At 64.5% G+C, this 18,824-nt stretch carries 16 protein-coding genes; 10 read left to right on the forward strand and 6 right to left on the reverse strand.

Going from position 1 to position 18,824, the window contains the following annotated elements; translation table 11 throughout:
* Window positions 1–153: 153 nt before the first annotated feature.
* The 3 genes from polA to ACVI1L_RS10270 all read left to right on the forward strand — a co-directional run bounded on the left by polA (window position 154) and on the right by ACVI1L_RS10270 (window position 5,420).
* Window positions 154–3,192 (forward strand): DNA polymerase I, encoded by a 3,039-nt coding sequence (gene polA / locus ACVI1L_RS10260; RefSeq protein ID WP_456782812.1) that lies wholly within the window; start codon window positions 154–156, stop codon window positions 3,190–3,192.
* 125 nt (window positions 3,193–3,317) lie between these two features.
* Entirely contained in the window at window positions 3,318–4,481 is a 1,164-nt protein-coding gene (locus ACVI1L_RS10265; RefSeq protein ID WP_057015126.1) for an IS4 family transposase, read from the forward strand.
* Window positions 4,482–4,784: 303 nt separating this feature from the next.
* Window positions 4,785–5,420, forward strand: a complete 636-nt coding sequence (locus tag ACVI1L_RS10270) for a LysE family translocator (protein ID WP_076831097.1) — start codon at window positions 4,785–4,787, stop codon at window positions 5,418–5,420.
* A 148-nt stretch (window positions 5,421–5,568) separates the two neighbouring features.
* On the opposite strand, the gene ACVI1L_RS10275 is transcribed toward ACVI1L_RS10270, so the two are convergent.
* Complete coding sequence (locus ACVI1L_RS10275; protein WP_229189680.1) at window positions 5,569–6,195, reverse strand: glutathione S-transferase family protein; 627 nt, start codon at window positions 6,193–6,195, stop codon at window positions 5,569–5,571.
* Between the two features lie 214 nt (window positions 6,196–6,409).
* On the opposite strand from ACVI1L_RS10275, the gene pyrE reads away from it, so the two are divergent.
* Both pyrE and ACVI1L_RS10285 read left to right on the forward strand, forming a co-directional pair.
* Window positions 6,410–6,973 (forward strand): orotate phosphoribosyltransferase, encoded by a 564-nt coding sequence (gene pyrE, locus ACVI1L_RS10280; protein WP_057019495.1) that lies wholly within the window; start codon window positions 6,410–6,412, stop codon window positions 6,971–6,973.
* Window positions 6,974–7,174: 201 nt separating this feature from the next.
* Window positions 7,175–7,972, forward strand: coding sequence for a DUF2865 domain-containing protein (locus ACVI1L_RS10285; RefSeq protein WP_456785535.1), 798 nt, complete (start codon window positions 7,175–7,177; stop codon window positions 7,970–7,972).
* 107 nt (window positions 7,973–8,079) lie between these two features.
* Here the strand turns inward: ACVI1L_RS10285 and ACVI1L_RS10290 are convergent, their stop codons facing one another.
* Window positions 8,080–8,511: a hypothetical protein gene (locus ACVI1L_RS10290; protein ID WP_016843277.1), complete on the reverse strand. Its 432-nt coding sequence runs from the start codon at window positions 8,509–8,511 to the stop codon at window positions 8,080–8,082.
* Between the two features lie 195 nt (window positions 8,512–8,706).
* Here ACVI1L_RS10290 and ACVI1L_RS10295 point away from each other — a divergent pair, with 195 nt between their 5' ends.
* Window positions 8,707–9,000 carry a GIY-YIG nuclease family protein gene (locus ACVI1L_RS10295; protein WP_076831108.1) on the forward strand — a complete coding sequence of 98 codons (294 nt, stop codon included), beginning with the start codon at window positions 8,707–8,709 and terminating at the stop codon, window positions 8,998–9,000.
* Window positions 9,001–9,277: 277 nt separating this feature from the next.
* Here ACVI1L_RS10295 and ACVI1L_RS10300 read toward each other — a convergent pair whose 3' ends face one another.
* A complete protein-coding gene (locus ACVI1L_RS10300; protein WP_057019498.1) occupies window positions 9,278–9,511 on the reverse strand; it encodes a hypothetical protein in 234 nt (77 codons plus the stop codon).
* 292 nt (window positions 9,512–9,803) lie between these two features.
* On the opposite strand from ACVI1L_RS10300, the gene ACVI1L_RS10305 reads away from it, so the two are divergent.
* From ACVI1L_RS10305 to rocF, 3 genes are all read left to right on the forward strand, one after another.
* Window positions 9,804–12,323 carry a glycogen/starch/alpha-glucan phosphorylase gene (locus ACVI1L_RS10305; protein ID WP_456782813.1) on the forward strand — a complete coding sequence of 840 codons (2,520 nt, stop codon included), beginning with the start codon at window positions 9,804–9,806 and terminating at the stop codon, window positions 12,321–12,323.
* A 134-nt stretch (window positions 12,324–12,457) separates the two neighbouring features.
* A complete protein-coding gene (locus ACVI1L_RS10310; protein WP_168858357.1) occupies window positions 12,458–13,279 on the forward strand; it encodes an acyl-CoA thioesterase in 822 nt (273 codons plus the stop codon).
* Between the two features lie 102 nt (window positions 13,280–13,381).
* Window positions 13,382–14,359 (forward strand): arginase, encoded by a 978-nt coding sequence (rocF, locus tag ACVI1L_RS10315; protein ID WP_076831116.1) that lies wholly within the window; start codon window positions 13,382–13,384, stop codon window positions 14,357–14,359.
* 268 nt (window positions 14,360–14,627) lie between these two features.
* Here the strand turns inward: rocF and ACVI1L_RS10320 are convergent, their stop codons facing one another.
* The 3 genes from ACVI1L_RS10320 to ACVI1L_RS10330 form a co-directional block, all read right to left on the reverse strand.
* Window positions 14,628–16,244: a phosphoenolpyruvate carboxykinase gene (locus ACVI1L_RS10320; protein ID WP_168858356.1), complete on the reverse strand. Its 1,617-nt coding sequence runs from the start codon at window positions 16,242–16,244 to the stop codon at window positions 14,628–14,630.
* A 556-nt stretch (window positions 16,245–16,800) separates the two neighbouring features.
* Complete coding sequence (locus tag ACVI1L_RS10325) at window positions 16,801–17,067, reverse strand: hypothetical protein (RefSeq protein WP_229189683.1); 267 nt, start codon at window positions 17,065–17,067, stop codon at window positions 16,801–16,803.
* 53 nt (window positions 17,068–17,120) lie between these two features.
* Window positions 17,121–17,855 carry a HugZ family pyridoxamine 5'-phosphate oxidase gene (locus ACVI1L_RS10330; protein WP_456782814.1) on the reverse strand — a complete coding sequence of 245 codons (735 nt, stop codon included), beginning with the start codon at window positions 17,853–17,855 and terminating at the stop codon, window positions 17,121–17,123.
* A 241-nt stretch (window positions 17,856–18,096) separates the two neighbouring features.
* Between ACVI1L_RS10330 and ACVI1L_RS10335 the strand changes: the two genes are divergently transcribed.
* The gene (locus tag ACVI1L_RS10335) at window positions 18,097–18,798 is read left to right on the forward strand and encodes a response regulator transcription factor (RefSeq protein WP_016843287.1); all 702 of its coding nucleotides are present in this window, start codon (window positions 18,097–18,099) and stop codon (window positions 18,796–18,798) included.
* The last annotated feature ends 26 nt before the right edge of the window (window positions 18,799–18,824 follow it).

The following is an 18,824-nucleotide window of genomic DNA, read 5'->3' on the forward strand; positions in this document are numbered from 1 at the left end:
CCGTCGATCCTTCGAGGCTCGCTGCGCTCGCACCTCAGGATGACGGGACTACGCCCTGCATCATCCTCGAATTTATCGATTTGGCTGTGCGACACACCCAGAATCCACACAGCAAAGGCTGTCAATCCGCGCAAAAATCCCTAAGTTTCGGCCATGCCGAAAACAGCCTCCAAAGCCCCCGCCAAGCCCGCATCGAAGACCGCCGCCAAGCCCGTTGCCGCCAAGGCCACGGCGAAGGGCGACCATGTCTTCCTGGTCGACGGCTCGTCCTACATCTTCCGCGCCTACCACGCGCTGCCGCCGCTGAACCGCAAATCCGACGGGCTGCAGGTCAACGCCGTGCTCGGCTTCTGCAACATGCTGTGGAAGCTGCTCCGCGACATGCCCGAGGACAACCGGCCGACGCATCTGGCGATCGTGTTCGACAAGTCGGAGATCACGTTCCGCAACAAGCTCTACCCCGACTACAAGGCGCACCGGCCGCCGGCGCCCGACGATCTGATCCCGCAATTCGCGCTGATCCGCGAGGCGGTGCGCGCCTTCGAACTGCCCTGCCTCGAGCAGGTCGGCTTCGAGGCCGACGATCTGATCGCGACCTATGCGCGGCTCGCCAGCGAGCGCGGCGCGACCACGACGATCGTGTCATCGGACAAGGATCTGATGCAGCTCGTCAACGACAAGGTCGTGATGTACGACACGATGAAGGATCGCCGCATCGGCCGCGACGAGGTGATCGAGAAGTTCGGCGTGCCGCCGGAGAAGGTGGTCGAGGTGCAGGCGCTGGCCGGCGACTCCACCGACAACGTGCCCGGCGTGCCCGGCATCGGCATCAAGACCGCCGCGCAGCTGATCATCGAATATGGCGATCTCGATCAGCTGCTGTTCCGCGCCGGCGAAATCAAGCAGCCGAAGCGGCGCGAGGCGCTGCTCGAGAACGCCGAGAAGGCGCGCATCTCGCGCCAGCTGGTGCTGCTCGACGACAAGGTCGAGCTCGAAGTGCCGCTCGACGACCTCGCCGTGAACGAGCCCGACTCGCGCCGGCTGATCGCCTTCCTCAAGGCGATGGAGTTCACCACCCTCACCCGCCGCGTCGCCGACTACGCGCAGATCGACCCGGCCAATGTCGATGCCGATCCCGGCAACAAGAGCGGCGCGAGCGTGTTCTCGCCGTTGCCGCCGTCGGATGTGACGCCGGCGCCCGGAGACGCTCCGGCATCGGCCGCGGCGCCGCTGCCGAAAGCCAAGCCGACCGGCGCGCGCGACGACAAGAATTCGAACCTCAAGGGCACGCCGGCAACGCTGGCCGAGGCCCGCGGCGAGGCGATCCGCAAGACCGGCTTCGACCGCAAGGCGTATCAGGCAATCGGCAGCCTCGAGCAGCTCCACGCCTTCATCGCCCGCGTGCCCGACACCGGCTATGTCGCGATCGAGGCGATGTCGGAATCGATCGACCCGATGCAGGGCGAGCTCGCGGGCCTTGCACTGGCGCTGGCGCCAAACGATGCGTGTTACGTCCCGCTCAGCCACCGGCAGGCCGGCGGTGGCGCGGGCCTGTTCGATGCCGGCCTCGCACCCGGCCAGATCAAGACGGCCGAGGCGCTGGCGGCGCTGAAGCCGCTGCTGGAGTCCGTTGGAATCCAGAAGGTCGGCTTTGACGTCAAGTTCACCTCGGTGATGCTGGCGCAGCACGGAATTACCCTGCGCAACATCGACGATGCGCAGCTCATGAGCTACGCGCTCGATGCCGGCCGCGGCTCGCATGCGCTGGAGGCGCTCGCCGAGCGCTGGTTCGGCCACGCCGTCGTCAATTACGGCGGCCTCGTCGGCAGCGGCAAGGGCAAGTTGACCTTCGATCAGGTCACGATCGACAAGGCCAGCGAATATGCGGCCGAAAGCGCCGACGTGATCCTGCGGCTGTGGCGGGTGCTGAAGCCGCGTCTCGTCGCCGAGCGGATGGCGACGGTGTATGAGACGCTGGAACGGCCGCTGGTCTCGGTGCTGGCGCGGATGGAACGCCGCGGCATCTCGATCGACCGCCAGGTGCTGTCGCGGCTGTCGGGCGATTTCGCCCAGACCGCTGCGCGCGTCGAGGCCGAGATCCAGGAGATCGCCGGCGAGCCGGTCAATGTCGGCAGCCCGAAGCAGATCGGCGACATCATCTTCGGCAAGATGGGATTGCCCGGCGGCAGCAAGACCAAGACCGGCGCGTGGTCGACCACCGCGCAGGTGCTCGACGAGCTCGCCGAGCAAGGCCACGAATTCCCGAAGAAGATCCTGGAGTGGCGCCAGGTCTCGAAGCTGAAATCGACCTACACCGACGCGCTGCCGACCTATGTCAATCCGCAGACCCATCGCGTCCACACCACCTACGCGCTGGCCGCGACCACCACGGGCCGGCTGTCGTCGAACGAGCCGAACCTGCAGAACATCCCTGTTCGTACCGAGGACGGCCGCAAGATCCGCCGCGCGTTCATCGCGACGCCGGGCCACAAGCTGGTGTCGGCCGACTATTCCCAGATCGAGTTGCGGCTGCTCGCCGAGATCGCCGACGTGCCGGTGCTGCGCCAGGCCTTCCGCGACGGGCTCGACATTCACGCCATGACCGCATCCGAAATGTTCGGCGTGCCGATCAAGGACATGCCGAGCGAGGTGCGCCGCCGCGCCAAGGCGATCAACTTCGGCATCATCTACGGCATCTCGGCGTTCGGCCTCGCCAACCAGCTCGGCATCGCCCGCGAGGAGGCCTCGGCCTACATCAAGAAATACTTCGAGCGCTTCCCGGGCATCCGCGCCTATATGGACGAGACCAAGGACTTCTGCCGCCGCAACGGCTATGTGACGACGTTGTTCGGGCGCAAGTGCTACTACCCCGACATCAAGGCGTCCAACGCCTCGGTGCGCGCCTTCAACGAACGCGCCGCCATCAATGCGCGGCTGCAGGGCACCGCGGCTGACATCATCCGCCGCGCCATGATCCGCGTCGAGGACGCGCTCACCGAGAAAAAGCTCTCGGCGCAGATGCTCTTGCAGGTGCATGACGAACTGATCTTCGAGGTGCCCGACGACGAGGTCGCGGCGACGCTGCCGGTGGTGCAGAAGGTGATGCAGGACGCGCCTTTCCCGGCGGTGATCCTGTCGCTGCCGCTGCAGGTCGACGCCCGCGCCGCGAACAATTGGGACGAGGCGCATTAGCGCTTCCTCACCTCGCCCCGCTTGCGCAGGGGTGTCCGGGGAATGATTCACTGTGTCGCGGTGCATGCTCGGCAGGACCGAGGCAAATCGGTCTTTTCTGGTTGTCGAGACACAGAGGGCCGAGCATGCGATATCGCGGTAGCATTTTTGGAAGGCTGCTTGAACCGATCAATCGACGGCAGTTTCAGACGGTTGTGGATCGTCTGGACGGGGATGCCTACGACAAGTCGTTCAGGAGCTGGGATCATCTGGTGGCGCTGATCTATGCCCAGCTTAGCGGCAACAGCAGTCTGCGCGGGGTAGTGACTGGCTTCAACGCCAATTCGCAGCATCACTATCACTTGGGAACCGGCAAGCTGTCGCGCTCGACGTTGTCCGATGCCAATGCCCGCCGTCCGATCGGCATTTTCGCGCAAACCTTTGCGGCGCTGTCGGCGATGGCGCGTCGCCAGCTGCGGAGTGAAGGCATGGAGATGGTGCGTCTGATCGACGCCAGTCCGATCCCGCTCGGCAAGGTCTGCAGTTGGGCGACGTGGAACGGCCGCATCCGCGGCATGAAGCTGCATGTCGTCTACGACCCAAGGAGCGATGTCCCGACCTGCGTCGAGATGACGGCCGCGAACGTCAATGACATCGAGATCGGCCGACAGACCCCAATCCAGCCCGCCACCACCTATGTGTTTGACAAGGGCTATTGCCGTTTCGACTGGTGGCAGAAGATCAATGATAGCAAGGCTTTCTTCGTTACCCGGGCGAAGACGAGCATCCGTCTTCGCTCGCTCAGGCATCGCGCCATCCGCAAGCGTAACGGGGATGGCTTCGAAATCCTTGCCGATGACGAGGTGAAGCTCACCAGCAAGGGCGATTCGCGCCTTCCAATCCCGCTCCGCCGCATCAAGATCAGACGCGAGAAAGGCGGCAAGATCACACTCCTGACCAACGACCTTGCCCGTAGCGCCGTCGAGATCGCCGCCCTCTACAAGAGCAGATGGCAAATCGAGCTGCTGTTCCGCTGGATCAAGCAGCATCTCGATATTCGCAAGTTCCTCGGCGCCAACGACAACGCGATCCGCCTTCAGGTGCTCGCTGCGATGATTGCCTACCTGCTGCTGCGCATCGCCGCTCACACCAACTGCATCAAAATGCTCCCGCTCAGGTTCGCCGAACTCGTCGGCCAGCTCCTGCTCACGCGTCGATCCCTCGCTGCCATCGACAAACCTCCGCCCATCAACCCCAGCCGTCGGAAATCAACCATCTCACCTGACCAGATGGAGCTCCGCTATGCCTGAATTTCCCCGGACACCCCTGCGCTTGCGGGGAGAGGTCGGATCGCTCTTGCGATCCGGGTGAGGGGGTACAGGTCTCACCTCGGTCCTTGCACGTTGAGAGAACCCCTCACCCCAACCCTCTCAGAGCGAGCTTCGCTCGTCTCGACCCCGCATCCGCCTTCGCCCGAAGGCGGGCTTCGGCGGACAAGAGAGCGGGGCGAGGGAGCGCACCACCGCCCCGCCACATTGCTCCGAGAGCAATTCCGCGATGGCCGCGCGGCGGACGGCACGCTAGAAGCGTGCGCATCCCTCGCGAGACCCGTCATGCCCCACACCTCCGCTTTGCTCGGCTTTGCGCTCATCTGCCTTGGCATGGTGCTGACGCCGGGGCCGAACATGATCTACCTGATCTCGCGCTCGATCACGCAGGGGCCCGCGGCCGGCATCGTCTCGCTCGGCGGCGTGGCGCTCGGCTTCGTGTTCTACATGCTGTGCGCGGCGTTCGGCATCACCGCATTGCTGTTTGCGATTCCCTACGCCTATGACGCGCTGCGCTTTGCCGGCGCGGGCTATTTGCTGTGGCTGGCATGGCAGGCCGTGAGGCCCGGCGGCCGCTCGCCGTTCCAGGTCAAGGCGCTGAAGGTCGACGGCCCGCGCAAGCTGTTCGCGATGGGCTTCGTCACCAATCTGCTCAACCCGAAGATCGCGATGCTTTATCTGGCGCTGCTGCCGCAGTTCATCGATCCCACCGGCGGCAGCGTGCTGACGCAGTCGCTCGCGCTCGGCTCGATCCAGATCGTGATCAGCGTCAGCGTCAACGCGATGATCGCGCTCGCCGCCGGTTCGATCGCGGTGTTTCTCGGCACTCGCCCGACCTGGCTCCTGGTGCAGCGCTGGCTGATGGGCACGGTGCTCGCAGGGCTGGCGATGAAGATGGCGCTCGAAGCGCGGCGGGCCTAGCTTTCTTCACCTCGCCCCGCTCTTGCGGGGAGAGGTCGGCGCGTAGCGCCGGGTGAGGGGCGCATCCGCAAATTCAATTCCCACCGTTATCGGGGAGATAGCCCCTCACCCCACCCCTCTCCCCGCAAGGGCGGGGCGAGGGAGAAGATCAATCCAGCTTCGCCTCCATGCCCCGCTTCGTCGCCGGGCGAGCCATCAGCGTCTCGTACCAGCGCTTGACGTTGGGGAAGTCGGCCAGCTCGACCTTGTGGCGCGGATGGCGCCAGGCCCAGCCGAGGATGGCGAAATCGGCGACCGAGAGATCGCCGGCGACGAATTCGCGCTCCTGAAGCCGGCGGTCGAGCACGCCGTAGAGCCGCCGCGTCTCGGCCATGTAGCGCTTCAGGCCGTAGGCGCGGTCCTGCTCGTTCTCCAGCGCGATGAAATGGTGCACCTGGCCCGGCATCGGGCCGAAGCCGCCCATCTGCCACATCAGCCACTCATAGACCGGGATCCGCTCCGCCAGCGGCTTCGGCAGGAACTTGCCGGTCTTCTCGCCGAGATAGAGCAGGATCGCGCCGGACTCGAAAATGCTGACCGGCTTGCCGCCCGGCCCATCCGGATCGACGATCGCCGGGATCTTGTTGTTCGGACTGATCGCGAGGAAAGCGGGCGCCATCTGCTCGCCCTTGCTGATGTTCACCGGGATCACCTTGTAGGGCAGCCCCATTTCCTCCAGCGCCACCGAGATCTTGCGGCCGTTGGGGGTGTTCCAGGTGTGCAGCTCGATGGTCATTTCCGCTTCCCGTGCAAGTGTTTGGGCAAGTGTTCGGCCGAGTGTTTGGCGCCTGCTTACGGGGAACGGAACGGCCGCACAACCGCGCTTTGCGGAAAGCACGCCCGCGGAAATCGCGGCTTGGGCACTGTTGACGGCCCGATTTCCACGCTGGAATGTGCCGGTAAGCGTGGATAGATTGCCGCCCGCCTCAAACCCTCAAGGGAAAAAGTCTTTGTCCAAATCAGCCTCCCGCGCCCGCCTCGCCGAGATCATCCGCAAGCGCTCGTTCGGCCGCGGCGAGATCACGCTGGCGTCGGGCCGCAAGAGCGACTTCTATTTCAACCTGAAGCCGACGATGCTCGATCCCGAGGGCGCGGCGCTGCTCGCCGAGCTCACCTATGAAGCGCTGAAGGACGACAAGCTTGATTTCGTCGGCGGGCTCGAGATGGGCGCGGTGCCGCTCGCCGGCGCCATCGCGCAACTGTCCTGGCTGAAGGGCCACCCGATCGCGGCGTTCTTCGTGCGCAAGAAGCCGAAGGAGCACGGCGCGAAGCTGTCCGTCGAAGGGCTGGCGAAGGGCGAGAGCCTTGCGGGCAAGCGCATCGTCATCGTCGAGGACGTCACCACGACGGGCGGCTCGGCGCTGAAGGCGGTGGAAGCCGTGCGCGAGGCCGGCGGCGAGATCGCCCTGGTCTTCACCATGGTCGACCGCGAGGAAGGCGCCACCGAGACGTTCGCCGAAGCCGGGCTCCAATTCCGCGCGCTGTACAAGGCGGGCGAGTTCCTGAAGGACTGAGTTTATTCCCTCCCTCTCCCCGCAAGCGGGGCGAGGTGGAAGGGGCGGTTCGCGCGACCTCGCCTTCGTGTGACGCCGTCACCCCAAATCAATCGCTCGTTTACCATCACGCCTTAAGGTGAAGCCGCCGGGGCAGCTTGTCGCCGCGGCGTGGCGCGTCGGGTGGAGTTGGCGTTGCGTACAGAGTTGAGTGATCGGCGCATGCGGCGCCGCGTGATGCTGGCCGCCGCGGCCTTTGCGGGTTCCATCCTGGTGGTGCCCGCGCCTGTGTCGGCCGAAGGGCTGTTCGACTTCTTCTTCGGCGGTTCCCAGAAGCAGCAGAGCCGGCAGGCGCCGCCGCAAGCCAATTTCTTCGCCGACCCGTTCGGCCTCAACCAGCAGGCTGAACGGCAGCCGTCCGCCCCCATCTCGGCGCCGCGCGTGGCCGGTTCCGGACCGGCGTATTGCGTGCGCAGCTGCGACGGCAAATATTTTCCGCTGACGATGCGCGGCAACGCCACGCCGGCGCAGCTTTGCCAGGCGTTCTGTCCGGCGAGCGCGACCAAGGTCTATTACGGCAGCCATATCGACAGCGCCGCCTCGACCGCCGGCGAACGCTACGCCGACAGCGAGAACGCCTTCGCCTATCGCAAGGCGTTGCGCGCCGACTGCACCTGCAACGGCCGCGACCCGGCGGGGCTCGCGCCGGTCGACCTCGCGCTCGATGCCTCGCTGCGTGCCGGCGACGTGATCGCGACCACCGACGGCCTCGTCGCCTACACCGGCATCCGCGTCGGCAACGAGCAGTCGTTCGACTTCACGCCGGTCGCCTCCTATCCCGGGTTGACCTCGGCGGTCCGCGCGCGGCTCGGCGAAATGAAGGTCGCCCCCGTCAGCGCCGAGATCGCCGGCGACGCGCCGCTGCCGGAAACCAGAAGCGATGTCGCGCCGTCGCCGCCGTCGTCTGTTGCGCCGAAGGGCAACGCCGCGAAGCCGGCAAGGCGCGCCGAAGTGAACTGACGGGCGTCAGCCCGTCATTCCGGGATGGTGCGTAAACGCCAGACCCGGGATCTCGAGATTCCGGGTTCGATGCTTCCCATCGCCCCGGAATGACATCGCGACAACTATCAGCGCGCCACGATCACGCCGATCACGTTCGGCGCGGCCATGTATTTCTCCTCGATCGCGGCCCGCGCGGCCGCGCGGTTCTCCGGATTGAGGATGCCGCGCTTCTCGGCAAGGATCATCCAGCAATAGCCCCACCAGTCCGTCAGCATGCCGTGGTCGTCGACGAGATCATAACCCTGCTCGCCAGCGAAGATCCGCGCATGCGCTTCATCGAGCGAGTCGAGCCAGGCATGATCCTCGTCCGAGAACAGCTCGTCGCTGAAATCATCCGTGGTGTAGCCCCAGATCGACATGCAGACCGCGTTGAACTCGCGATCGAGCTGGTCGTCGTCGATCGGCTGGCGGCGCGAGGCCTGGTGCAGCCGCGACAGCGACCGCGCGAAATCGGCAATCCGGGTCAGGGCGAATTGATCGAAGGCGATGGTGGACATGTAGTCCTCGCAGAGACTGAAAGACCATAGATATTGTGTCGGCGCAGCCGCCGAATCACAATGATATATCAAAGACTTGCTAAAGTGTTCTTAATTCGTTCTGATTGGTTTAATGATCGTTCCCGGACGTCGTCCTGGCGAAAGCCAGGACCCATTAGCCCAATAGGCCGACATCTCGCGAGATTGGGCCAAACGATGAGCGCAGCAAGCAGCTACTACGTCTACATCCTCGCAAGCCGGCATCACGGCACGATCTATATCGGGGTCACCAACGATGTCGGCGCGCGGCTTGAATTGCATCGCTCCGGTCGAGGCTCCAAGTTTGTGTACAAATACCAAGTCTTCCGCCTCGTCCATGTCGAGGAATTCGCCACGCCGCAGGAAGCGATCGCCCGCGAGAAGCAGCTGAAGTTCTGGAAGCGCGACTGGAAGATCAAGCTGATCGAAGCAGAAAATCCGGATTGGAACGACCTGTCGGGCCTCATCTGACTATTGGGGTAATGGGTCCTGGCTTTCGCCAGGACGACGGCTGAGGCGCGAGTGAGTATCATCGCCCCGTCGCGCGCATATGCCGCCCCAAAAAGCAATTCGGGCCGCTGACCAGGTCAGCGGCCCGTTGAAAATGGCTTCGGAATGAAATGCGTCGGAGCTGAAAAATGTGCCCGCCCCACGAGCGACAGCTGTGTTTGTAAAGGCTCCGTTAAGGCTTGGAAATCCGTATCACCACGGTGTCCCGATTGAGCGTGAAAGCGCGTTGCGCGGCCGCTCAATTCATCGCCGAGAGCAGCTTGTCGCCGCAGGCATTTGCGTAGAACTTGCCGCCGCATTGCCGCTTGATGGCGGCACAGCGCGCGGCGGGCGATGCGTTCTGCGCCACGCTGAAGCCGCAATTCAGGCCGTCGGCGCTGCGGCCCGGTCTGCCCGCGGCATCGGCTGCGCTGGTCGCCGTGATGCACACCACGAGCAACGCCGCGGCCGCGATTTCGATCAAGAGTCTCATCACGCATCCTCCGGTCAATTGTCGCGAAATCCCGGCTTCTGCAGCGCCATCGTAACACCCATGACGGCTGGTCCGGAAGGTTCCCGAAGCGGCCCGGTCCTTGCATAAAATCACGGCAGCGCTGTGTATGGCACCGTCCCTGACGGTTTCGATTGCCATGCAAGGCGGGTATCATTGCGCTGGAGCGTAATCGGAAGGCCGCGGAACCGGGATTTCCGGGGAACCATGCTCCACCAATGAGATGGGGTCATGATGCGCATCACCGCATCATGTTCCGGTTGAACGGCAGGGATTGGGCGCGTTGCAGGAACAGACAAACTACCCGGCATTGAACCAGCCGATCGACGAGCTGGCGCTGACCGAGATCAAGAGCGCGATCCTGGCCAAGCTCCGGCTTGCGATCGGCAAGGACGCCACCGTTGCGACCAGACGCGACTGGTACAAGGCCGCGGCACTGACGCTGCGCGACCGCATCGTGCACCACTGGCTGACGGCCGAGAAGCAGAGCTACGACGCCGGCGCCAAGCGCGTCTATTATCTCTCGCTCGAGTTCCTGATCGGGCGCCTGTTCACCGACGCGCTCAACAATATGGGACTACTGCCGCTGTTCGAGGCGGCGCTCGGCGACCTCGGCGTCGATCTCTCAGACCTGCGCAAATGCGAGCCGGATGCGGCGCTCGGCAATGGCGGCCTCGGCCGGCTTGCGGCCTGCTTCATGGAGAGCATGGCGACGCTGGCGATCCCCGCGACCGGCTACGGCATCCGCTACGATTTCGGCCTGTTCCGCCAGATCATGAACCATGGCTGGCAGCAGGAATATCCCGATGAATGGCTCGCCTTCGGCAATCCGTGGGAATTCCAGCGGCCGGAGGTGGTCTACAACGTTCACTTCGGCGGCCATGTCGAGCATGTCGACGAGCGCGGCCGCGACCGCGCGACCTGGCATCCGGCGGAAACCGTGGAGGCCATGGCCTATGACACGCCAATCGTCGGCTGGCGCGGCCAGCACGTCAACGCGCTTCGCCTGTGGTCGGCGCATGCTCCCGATCCGCTCGAGCTCGACGTCTTCAATACCGGCGACTACGTCTCGGCCAGCGCCGAGCAGGCGCGCGCGGAAGCAATCTGCAAATTCCTCTATCCGAACGACGAGAGCGCGGCAGGCCGCGAGCTCCGGCTGCGCCAGGAATACTTCTTCGTCTCGGCCTCATTGCAGGATCTCGTCAAGCGGCATCTCGCCTCCGACGGCGGCCTGCGCAATCTTGCGCAGAAGGCGGCCGTGCAGCTCAACGATACCCATCCGAGCCTTGCGGTCACCGAGCTGATGCGCATCCTGGTCGACCTGCACAATTTCCGCTGGGACGAGGCCTGGAAGATTACGGTCGCGACCCTGTCCTACACCAACCACACGCTGCTGCCCGAGGCGCTCGAGACCTGGCCGGTCGAACTGTTCGAGCGGCTGCTGCCGCGGCATCTCGAGATCATCTACCGCATCAATGTGGCCCATCTCGCGCTCGCCGAGGAGCGTTTCCCCGGCGACATCGAGTATCGCGCCTCGGTCTCGCTGATCGACGAGCGCAGCGGCCGCCGCGTGCGGATGGGCCAGCTCGCCTTCGTCGGCTCGCACCGCATCAACGGCGTCTCCGCGATGCATTCCGACCTGATGAAGGAGACCGTGTTCCACGACCTGCATCATCTCTATCCGTCGCGCATCACCAACAAGACCAACGGCATCACGTTCCGCCGCTGGCTGATGCTGGCCAATCCGCGGCTGACCGCGCTGCTGCGCGAAACCTGCGGCGAGGCCGTGCTCGACGACTTCTCGCTGCTCGAGCGGCTCGAGACCCATTCGAGCGACCTGGAATTCCAGCGGCGCTTCCGCGACGTCAAGCATCACAACAAGCTGGCGCTGGCAAGGCTGATCGGCGAGCGCAACCACATCAAGGTCGACCCGTCGGCGCTGTTCGACGTGCAGATCAAGCGCATCCACGAATACAAGCGGCAGCTGCTCAACATCCTGGAGACGATCGCGCTGTACCACGCGATGAAGGATGAGCCGCGGCGCGACTGGGTGCCGCGCGTGAAAATCTTCGCCGGCAAGGCGGCGGCGAGCTATCGATACGCCAAGCTGATCATCAAGCTGATCAACGACGTCGCCGAGGTCGTCAACAATGACGCCTCGCTCGGCGGCAGGCTGAAGGTCGCCTTTCTCGCCGACTACAATGTCAGCCTCGCCGAGGTGATCATTCCGGCCGCCGATCTCTCCGAGCAGATCTCGACCGCCGGCATGGAGGCCTCCGGCACCGGCAACATGAAGCTTGCGCTGAACGGCGCACTGACGATCGGCACGCTCGACGGCGCCAATATCGAGATTCGCGACAATGTCGGCGAGGAGAACATCGCGATCTTCGGCCTCGAGGCCGGCGACGTCATGGTCCGCCGCAAGCAGGGATTGGACGCCAGCGATGCGATCCGCAAATCGCCACGGCTGGAGCGCGCGATCCGCGCCATCGAGAGCGGCGAGTTCTCGCCCGGCGATCCCGCACGCTTCGCCTCGATCGGGCACGCGCTGCGCTACCTCGACCACTACATGGTCTCGGCCGATTTCGATTCCTACTACGACGCGCAGCGCGGCATCGACGCCCGCTGGATGGTAGCGCCGGCATGGACCCGCGCCTCGATCCTCAATGTGGCGCGCATGGCCTGGTTCTCCTCCGACCGCACCATCCGCGAATATGCCGAGGACATCTGGCACGTGCCGATGCATCCGGGTGCCTCGCCGCAGCTCGGCAACCAGCGCGAGGCGAAGGGATAATCCCGGGACGCGGAAATCGATTACGCCCGACGTCATTGAAATCAGCGCAATGCTCGCGATATTGCATGACGAACGTCATTGCTCGTCATTGCGTATGGCGATACGGAAGCGCCAGTCGATATTGAAAGACCTGCATGCTCACCAAGACCCCGCACCTTTTCGATGAAGCCACCGCCGTGACCGCCGGCGACAGCCGCTGGCAGGGACGGACCAGTCCCGATTACTGGGCGTTCGTCGGCCCGTTCGGCGGCTGCACGGCCGCGACCATCCTGCGCGCGCTGATGCAGCATCCGCAGCGCGCGGGTGATCCGCTGGCGCTGACAGTCAACTACTGCGCGCCGGTCGCCGAGGGCGCGTTCGATCTCGATGTCCGCCTGGTCAAGGCCAACCGCTCGAGCCAGCACTGGTCGGTCGAGATGACGCAGGGCGGCGGCGAGGTCGCGACGCTGGCAACCGCCGTGTTCGCCGAGCGCCGCCCGTCCTGGTCGCACCAACCGGCCGGGTTTCCGGGCGCCGTGCCGTTCGACGAGTTGCGGTCCTTTCCGAAACTCAAGATGACCTGGGCCAACCAGTACGATTTCCGTTTCGCCGAGGGCGAGCCGAAGTTCGCCGGCGGCGGCGGCGCGAAACAGCCGTCGAGCCCCTATTCAAAGCTCTGGATCGCCGACCGTGTGCCGCGCAAGCTCGATGCGCTGTCGCTGATGTCGATGTCGGACGCGTTCTTCGGCCGCGTCTTCCACGCAAGGCACGAGCTGGTGCCGTTCGGCACCGTGTCGCTGACCACCTATTTCCACGCCGACGCGGCCGACCTGGACGCGGAGGATACCACCCGCGTGCTCGCCACCGCCGACGCCAAGAGCTTCCACAAGAGCTACGGCGACCAGCACGGCGAATTGTGGTCGCCGTCCGGCCGGCTGCTCGCGACCACGACGCAGATCGCTTATTTCAAGGCGTAGCCAAATATCCACATTGGTCTGTTACGACCGCATTGCCTATTTCAAGGGTTGAGGGAACATTGGCACGTCGCTTCTGTTCCACACCTTTGGGAGCACTGCTGCATGTCCGAAGCCGACACGTCAAAGCCCTCGCGCATCGCCCTGCTTGGCGTTCCCATCGAGATCGGCGCATCGCAGGCCGGCCCGCTGATGGGACCGGATGCGCTGCGCACCGCGGGCATCGCGCGCCTGCTCGAGCAGCTCGACTTCCAGGTCGATGATCACGGCAACCTTGCGATCCCCGCCGTCGTCGCCGACGGCCCGGTGCCGGCCAACACCAGGTTCTATGACGAGGTGAAGACCTGGACCCGCGCGCTCTCCGAGCGCGCCTATTGGCTGGCGCATTCCGGCGCGATCCCGATCTTCATGGGCGGCGATCACTCGCTGTCGATGGGGTCGATCAATGGCGTCGCGCGCTACTGGCAGGAAAAGGGCCGGCCGCTGTTTGCGTTGTGGGTCGACGCGCATGCTGACTACAACACGCCGGCCACCACCATCACCGGCAACATGCACGGCATGTCGGCCGCGTTCCTGTGCGGCGAGCCCGGTCTCGACGATCTGCTCGGCGGACTGCCGCGCGCCTCGATCCCGCCCGATCAGCTCGACCTGATCGGCACGCGCTCGGTCGATCCGCTGGAGCGCAAGCTGCTGCGGCAGCGCAACGTGTCGATCGCGGACATGCGCCAGATCGACGAGTTCGGCGTCGCCGTGCTCACGCGCCGCGTCATCGAACGCGTCAGGGCGAAGAACGGCGTGCTGCATGTCTCGTTCGATGTCGACTTCCTCGATCCGGCGGTGGCGCCCGGCGTCGGTACCACGGTGCCCGGCGGCGCGACCTATCGGGAAGCCCATCTCATCATGGAGCTGCTGCACGATTCCGGGCTGGTGCGCTCGCTCGACATCGTTGAGCTCAATCCCTTCCTCGACGAGCGCGGCCGCACCGCGCGCGTCGCGGTCGAATTGATCGGCAGCCTGTTCGGCCTGCAGATCACCGACCGGCAGACGCCGAGCAACGCGGTGCTGCCGGAGATGGGTGAGTAGTGGAGCAACACGCGCGATGTCGTCCCGGCGAAAGCCGGGACCCATAACCACCGATGGTCATTGTTGCGCACCGGTGGAATGACGAGCCCAACCACAACATCCGCTGCGGAGTATGGATCCCGGCCTTCGCCGGGACGACACTGGAGTATGTGGCGCCGTTGGCTGCTCAGCTTGCCGGATCGAAAAGGTGCGCGCTTCGTTGACTGCGTAAAAATCAAAAAGGCGGCCACGAGGGCCGCCTTTTCAAATCGCGTATCGCTTGCGCGGCTTACTCCGCCGCCAGCTTCACTTCCGGTGCGGCGGCGCGGACTTCGGCGTCGACCTGCGCTTCGAACTTGGCGAAGTTCTTCTGGAACATGCCGACCAGCGCACGCGCGGTCTTGTCGAACTCGACCTTGTCGGCCCAGGTCTTGATCGGATCGAGGATGTGCGGCTCGACGCCCGGCAGCGAGGTCGGCACCGCGAAGCCGAAATACTTGTCGGTGCGGAAGTCGGCGTTGCGGAGCGAGCCGTTCAGCGCCGCGGTGAGCAGCGCGCGGGTCACCTTGATCGGCATGCGGCGGCCGGTGCCGTACTTGCCGCCGGTCCAGCCGGTGTTGACCAGCCAGCAATCGACATTGTGCTTGGCGATCAGCTCGCGCAGCATGTTGCCGTAGACCGACGGATCGCGCGGCAGGAACGGCGAACCGAAGCAGGTGGAGAATTCCGGCTGCGGCTCGTTGCCGAGGCCGCGCTCGGTGCCGGCGACCTTCGCGGTGTAGCCGGACAGGAAGTGATACATCGCCTGCGCCGGCGTCAGCTTGGCGATCGGCGGCATCACGCCGAAGGCGTCGGCGGCGAGCATCACGACGTTCTTCGGATGCGGCGCGCAGCCGGTGCGCGAGGCGTTCGGGATGAAATCGAGCGGATAGGCCGAGCGGGTGTTCTCGGTCTTCGAGCCGTCGTCGAAATCGGGCACGCGATCATTGGCGCCGAGCACGACGTTTTCCAGCACCGCGCCGAAGCGCTTGCTGGCGGCATAGATTTCCGGCTCGGCTTCGCCGGACAGCTTGATGCATTTGGCATAGCAGCCGCCTTCGAAATTGAAGACGCCGTCCTCGCTCCAGCCATGCTCGTCATCGCCGATCAGCGTGCGCTTGGGATCGGCCGAGAGCGTGGTCTTGCCGGTGCCGGACAGGCCGAAGAAGATCGCGGTGTCGCCGTCGGAGCCGACATTGGCCGAGCAGTGCATCGGCATCACGCCCTTCTCGGGCAGGTAATAGTTCAGCGTGGTGAACACGCTCTTCTTCATCTCGCCGGCATATTGCGAGCCGCCGATCAGGACGATCTTGCGGGCGAAATCGATCGCGACGACGTTCTCCGACTTGCAGCCGTGACGCTTCGGATCGGCGCGGAAGCTCGGCAGGTCGATGATCGTGAGCTCTGGCACGAAGCTCGCGAGCTCCGACGCCTCGGGACGAATGAGCAGCGTGCGGATGAACAGCGAGTGCCAGGCAAGCTCGGTGAAGACGCGGGTCTTGATGCGATGCTTCGGATCGGCGCCGCCGTAGAGATCCTGCGCGAACAGCGTCATGCCTTCGGCATGCTTGAGGAAGTCGGCATGAAGCGCGGCGAACTGCTCCGAGGTGATCGACTGGTTGCCGGCCCACCACATGTTCTTGTCGGTGAGATCGTCGCGGACCGTGAACTTGTCCTTCGGACTGCGCCCGGTGAACACACCGGTATCCGCGCAAAGCGCGCCATCGGCCGACAGCACCGCTTCGCCATTACGCAGCGAATGCTCGTAAAGCTGAGGTGCGCCATAATTCCAATGCACGCCCTTGAGATTTTTTAAGCCGAATTTGTCGGCGCCGAAGGCACCGTTATGCACGCCCGTCTCTTGCACGAAGAACCTCCTCGAACCCGCGTATCCTTGTTCGCGCGAATGTCGCTAGTCGCGCCCCGCCGCGGTGACCGTGATCAGAATATAGCCTCTCGGCTTCGGTCCGGCGACCTAATAGTGGGGATCGCCGGGCTTGCCAAGCCAATCGAACGGCTTTTGGCTGATTCCAAGGCAGGCCCATCATCTGGCGCAAGTACCGCAGCGCGAAACCCTTTCGTCTTGCTTTCGTTTTCTCATTGTTTTGCCGGCAGTCGGGCGACGTTTCATCGCCTTTCCCGCCGCGCACGGAGCTTTGCGATGCACAAAAAGTGCCAGCCGGCGGGCGGCGCGTTCGCCGATCGAGGCGAACGGCGCGGAGAATGCCGGGTATGCATTTCGCGCTGAGGATGTATCGTTGAGATGAGCCGCCGCGCGTTGACGCAGCGCTGCAGAGCCGAGCATGACCATCGTGTTGCACGCGGCACCACCTGATCGGCATTGAGCTGCAAGTGAGAAGCTGCTGATGAGCAGTTTCGACTGCGCTCAACACACCTTCGTTGAAGCCCGATTGGTACAACGCTCAACTGCCGTGAACGTTCCGCAACGCGTAGCGTTGGGCGGCGAGGCGATCGCTGAGCCCGCGATCGATGATAACGCAATCAGCGTGGTCGCACGCGCGCGTCATCGCGGTCGACATCGCGATCCGGCTGATTTTCGGATGCAGCCGCGCCAGACATTCTTGCATGCAGATCGAGCCAACGGGCGATGACACGACACGCCCGTGCGAAATGATCGCGCTGTCAAATCCGGACCGCGCAATCGCGCCGCCGCAGCCATGCGACACCATGCCTCGCCACAGCCGCAGCGCCGCCGTGAGGACAGGTCTTTCTCCTATCCTTGCTATCCCTTGGCGCGCGCCTCGCCGGCGAGCCGCACCAGCATCTTGCGCAGCTCGGTGCCGGTGGTGACGCGCTCAGGGAAATCCAGCCGCAGCGTGTCGCGGCCGGCCTGCATGTCCATGCCATCAGGATCGCAGCCGGTGCAGAGCCATTCGGCACTTTCCGCGCCGAGCAGCCGCGTCGCGTAAAGGTTCATGGCCTCGCGGTGATCCTCGTTCATATGCGCCACCGCGCCGGGCTCGGCTTCGAGCAGCGCCTCGGCTCCGCCGAGATCGGTCAGGAATTGCGCGGGTTTGAGGTCCACGATGCGGCCGAACCCGGCGACCAGATGGGCACCGCTTGGCTTGATCCGGAAGAACGAGAAATCCTTAAATTCCACAAAGGCTTCCGCTGACGGATGGGCAGCGAGATAGCGTCTTCGGACGAGCTCCTGCCCGGCCTCCCCGACCTCTTCCGCCTTGCCCGCCAGCATGATCCGGGCGCCCTCCAGCGGATCACCCTCGGCGCGCTCGTCCAGCATCAGCGATACCCGGCTATCGGCCAGGACGTTCTTGGTATGCAGCGCCAGCCGGGAAATCAGCAGGATCGGCGAGCCGTCGGGATGGCTGGCCAGATTGACCAGCGAGCAATAGGGATCGCCGGTGCCGGCCATCAACGTGGCGAGGGCGCCCTGGCGGCTGCGGCGGAGCAGCGAGCGGGCAAGGTGGGCAGGATCGAAGTCGGCGGTCGGTTGCATGGGCCTATCGGGTCATTTTATGCGCGAATCGGGTGGGTTCCCTATGAAAAAAGGGCCTTTTCTCATGGTCTAAGGGTGCTATATGGGGACCCATCGCGTGGGTCGCAGAAGCGGATTTTTGCGGAACTCGGTCACACTTCAGCCCAGCTTGCATTGCTCGTTGACCGCGTTCGAAGCCCAATTCTACGGCGCGTCGCCAGAGTGCCCGCCGTCTAAGCCACTCTCATTGTGAAAGCAGCACATGCCCACAATCGCCCTGGTCGACGACGACCGCAACATTCTCACTTCGGTTTCGATCGCGCTCGAAGCCGAAGGCTATCGCATCATGACCTACACGGACGGTGCGTCGGCGCTGGATGGGTTTCGCACGTCGCCGCCCGATCTCGCGATCCTCGATATCAAGATGCCGCGCATGGACGGCATGGAAACGCTGCGCCGGCTGCGCCAGAAGTCCGACCTGCCGGTGATCTTCCTCACCTCGAAGGATGAGGAGATCGACGAATTGTTCGGCCTGAAAATGGGCGCCGACGATTTCATCCGCAAGCCGTTCTCGCAGCGCCTGCTGGTCGAACGGGTCAAGGCGGTACTCCGCCGCGGTCAGCCGAAGGATCCGACCGCCGCGCCGAAGGAGCCGGACGCCCGCGCGCTGGACCGCGGCCTGCTGCGGATGGATCCGGAGCGCCACACCTGCACTTGGAAGAACGAGCCGGTGACCCTCACCGTGACCGAATTCCTGATCCTGCAGGCGCTCGCCACCCGCCCCGGCGTCGTAAAGAGCCGCAACGCGCTGATGGACGCGGCCTATGACGACCAGGTCTATGTCGACGACCGCACCATCGACAGCCACATCAAGCGGCTGCGCAAGAAGTTCAAGGTGGTCGACGACGACTTCGAGATGATCGAGACGCTGTACGGCGTCGGCTATCGCTTCAAGGAAGCCTGATCTGCGCTTCCCGGGCGGCTTGTTAA

The sequence above is a fragment of the Bradyrhizobium sp. USDA 4516 genome (assembly GCF_054055915.1).

What these genes read in the sequence shown, in the direction of transcription:
- polA (WP_456782812.1), top strand. Translation starts at nt 154, where the DNA reads ATGCCGAAAACAGCCTCCAAAGCCCCCGCCAAGCCCGCATCGAAGACC.
- ACVI1L_RS10265 (WP_057015126.1), top strand. Translation starts at nt 3,318, where the DNA reads ATGCGATATCGCGGTAGCATTTTTGGAAGGCTGCTTGAACCGATCAAT.
- ACVI1L_RS10270 (WP_076831097.1), top strand. Translation starts at nt 4,785, where the DNA reads ATGCCCCACACCTCCGCTTTGCTCGGCTTTGCGCTCATCTGCCTTGGC.
- ACVI1L_RS10275 (WP_229189680.1), bottom strand. Translation starts at nt 6,195, where the DNA reads ATGACCATCGAGCTGCACACCTGGAACACCCCCAACGGCCGCAAGATC.
- ACVI1L_RS10285 (WP_456785535.1), top strand. Translation starts at nt 7,175, where the DNA reads ATGCGGCGCCGCGTGATGCTGGCCGCCGCGGCCTTTGCGGGTTCCATC.
- ACVI1L_RS10290 (WP_016843277.1), bottom strand. Translation starts at nt 8,511, where the DNA reads ATGTCCACCATCGCCTTCGATCAATTCGCCCTGACCCGGATTGCCGAT.
- ACVI1L_RS10295 (WP_076831108.1), top strand. Translation starts at nt 8,707, where the DNA reads ATGAGCGCAGCAAGCAGCTACTACGTCTACATCCTCGCAAGCCGGCAT.
- ACVI1L_RS10300 (WP_057019498.1), bottom strand. Translation starts at nt 9,511, where the DNA reads ATGAGACTCTTGATCGAAATCGCGGCCGCGGCGTTGCTCGTGGTGTGC.
- ACVI1L_RS10310 (WP_168858357.1), top strand. Translation starts at nt 12,458, where the DNA reads ATGCTCACCAAGACCCCGCACCTTTTCGATGAAGCCACCGCCGTGACC.
- rocF (WP_076831116.1), top strand. Translation starts at nt 13,382, where the DNA reads ATGTCCGAAGCCGACACGTCAAAGCCCTCGCGCATCGCCCTGCTTGGC.
- ACVI1L_RS10325 (WP_229189683.1), bottom strand. Translation starts at nt 17,067, where the DNA reads ATGGTGTCGCATGGCTGCGGCGGCGCGATTGCGCGGTCCGGATTTGAC.
- ACVI1L_RS10330 (WP_456782814.1), bottom strand. Translation starts at nt 17,855, where the DNA reads ATGCAACCGACCGCCGACTTCGATCCTGCCCACCTTGCCCGCTCGCTG.
- ACVI1L_RS10335 (WP_016843287.1), top strand. Translation starts at nt 18,097, where the DNA reads ATGCCCACAATCGCCCTGGTCGACGACGACCGCAACATTCTCACTTCG.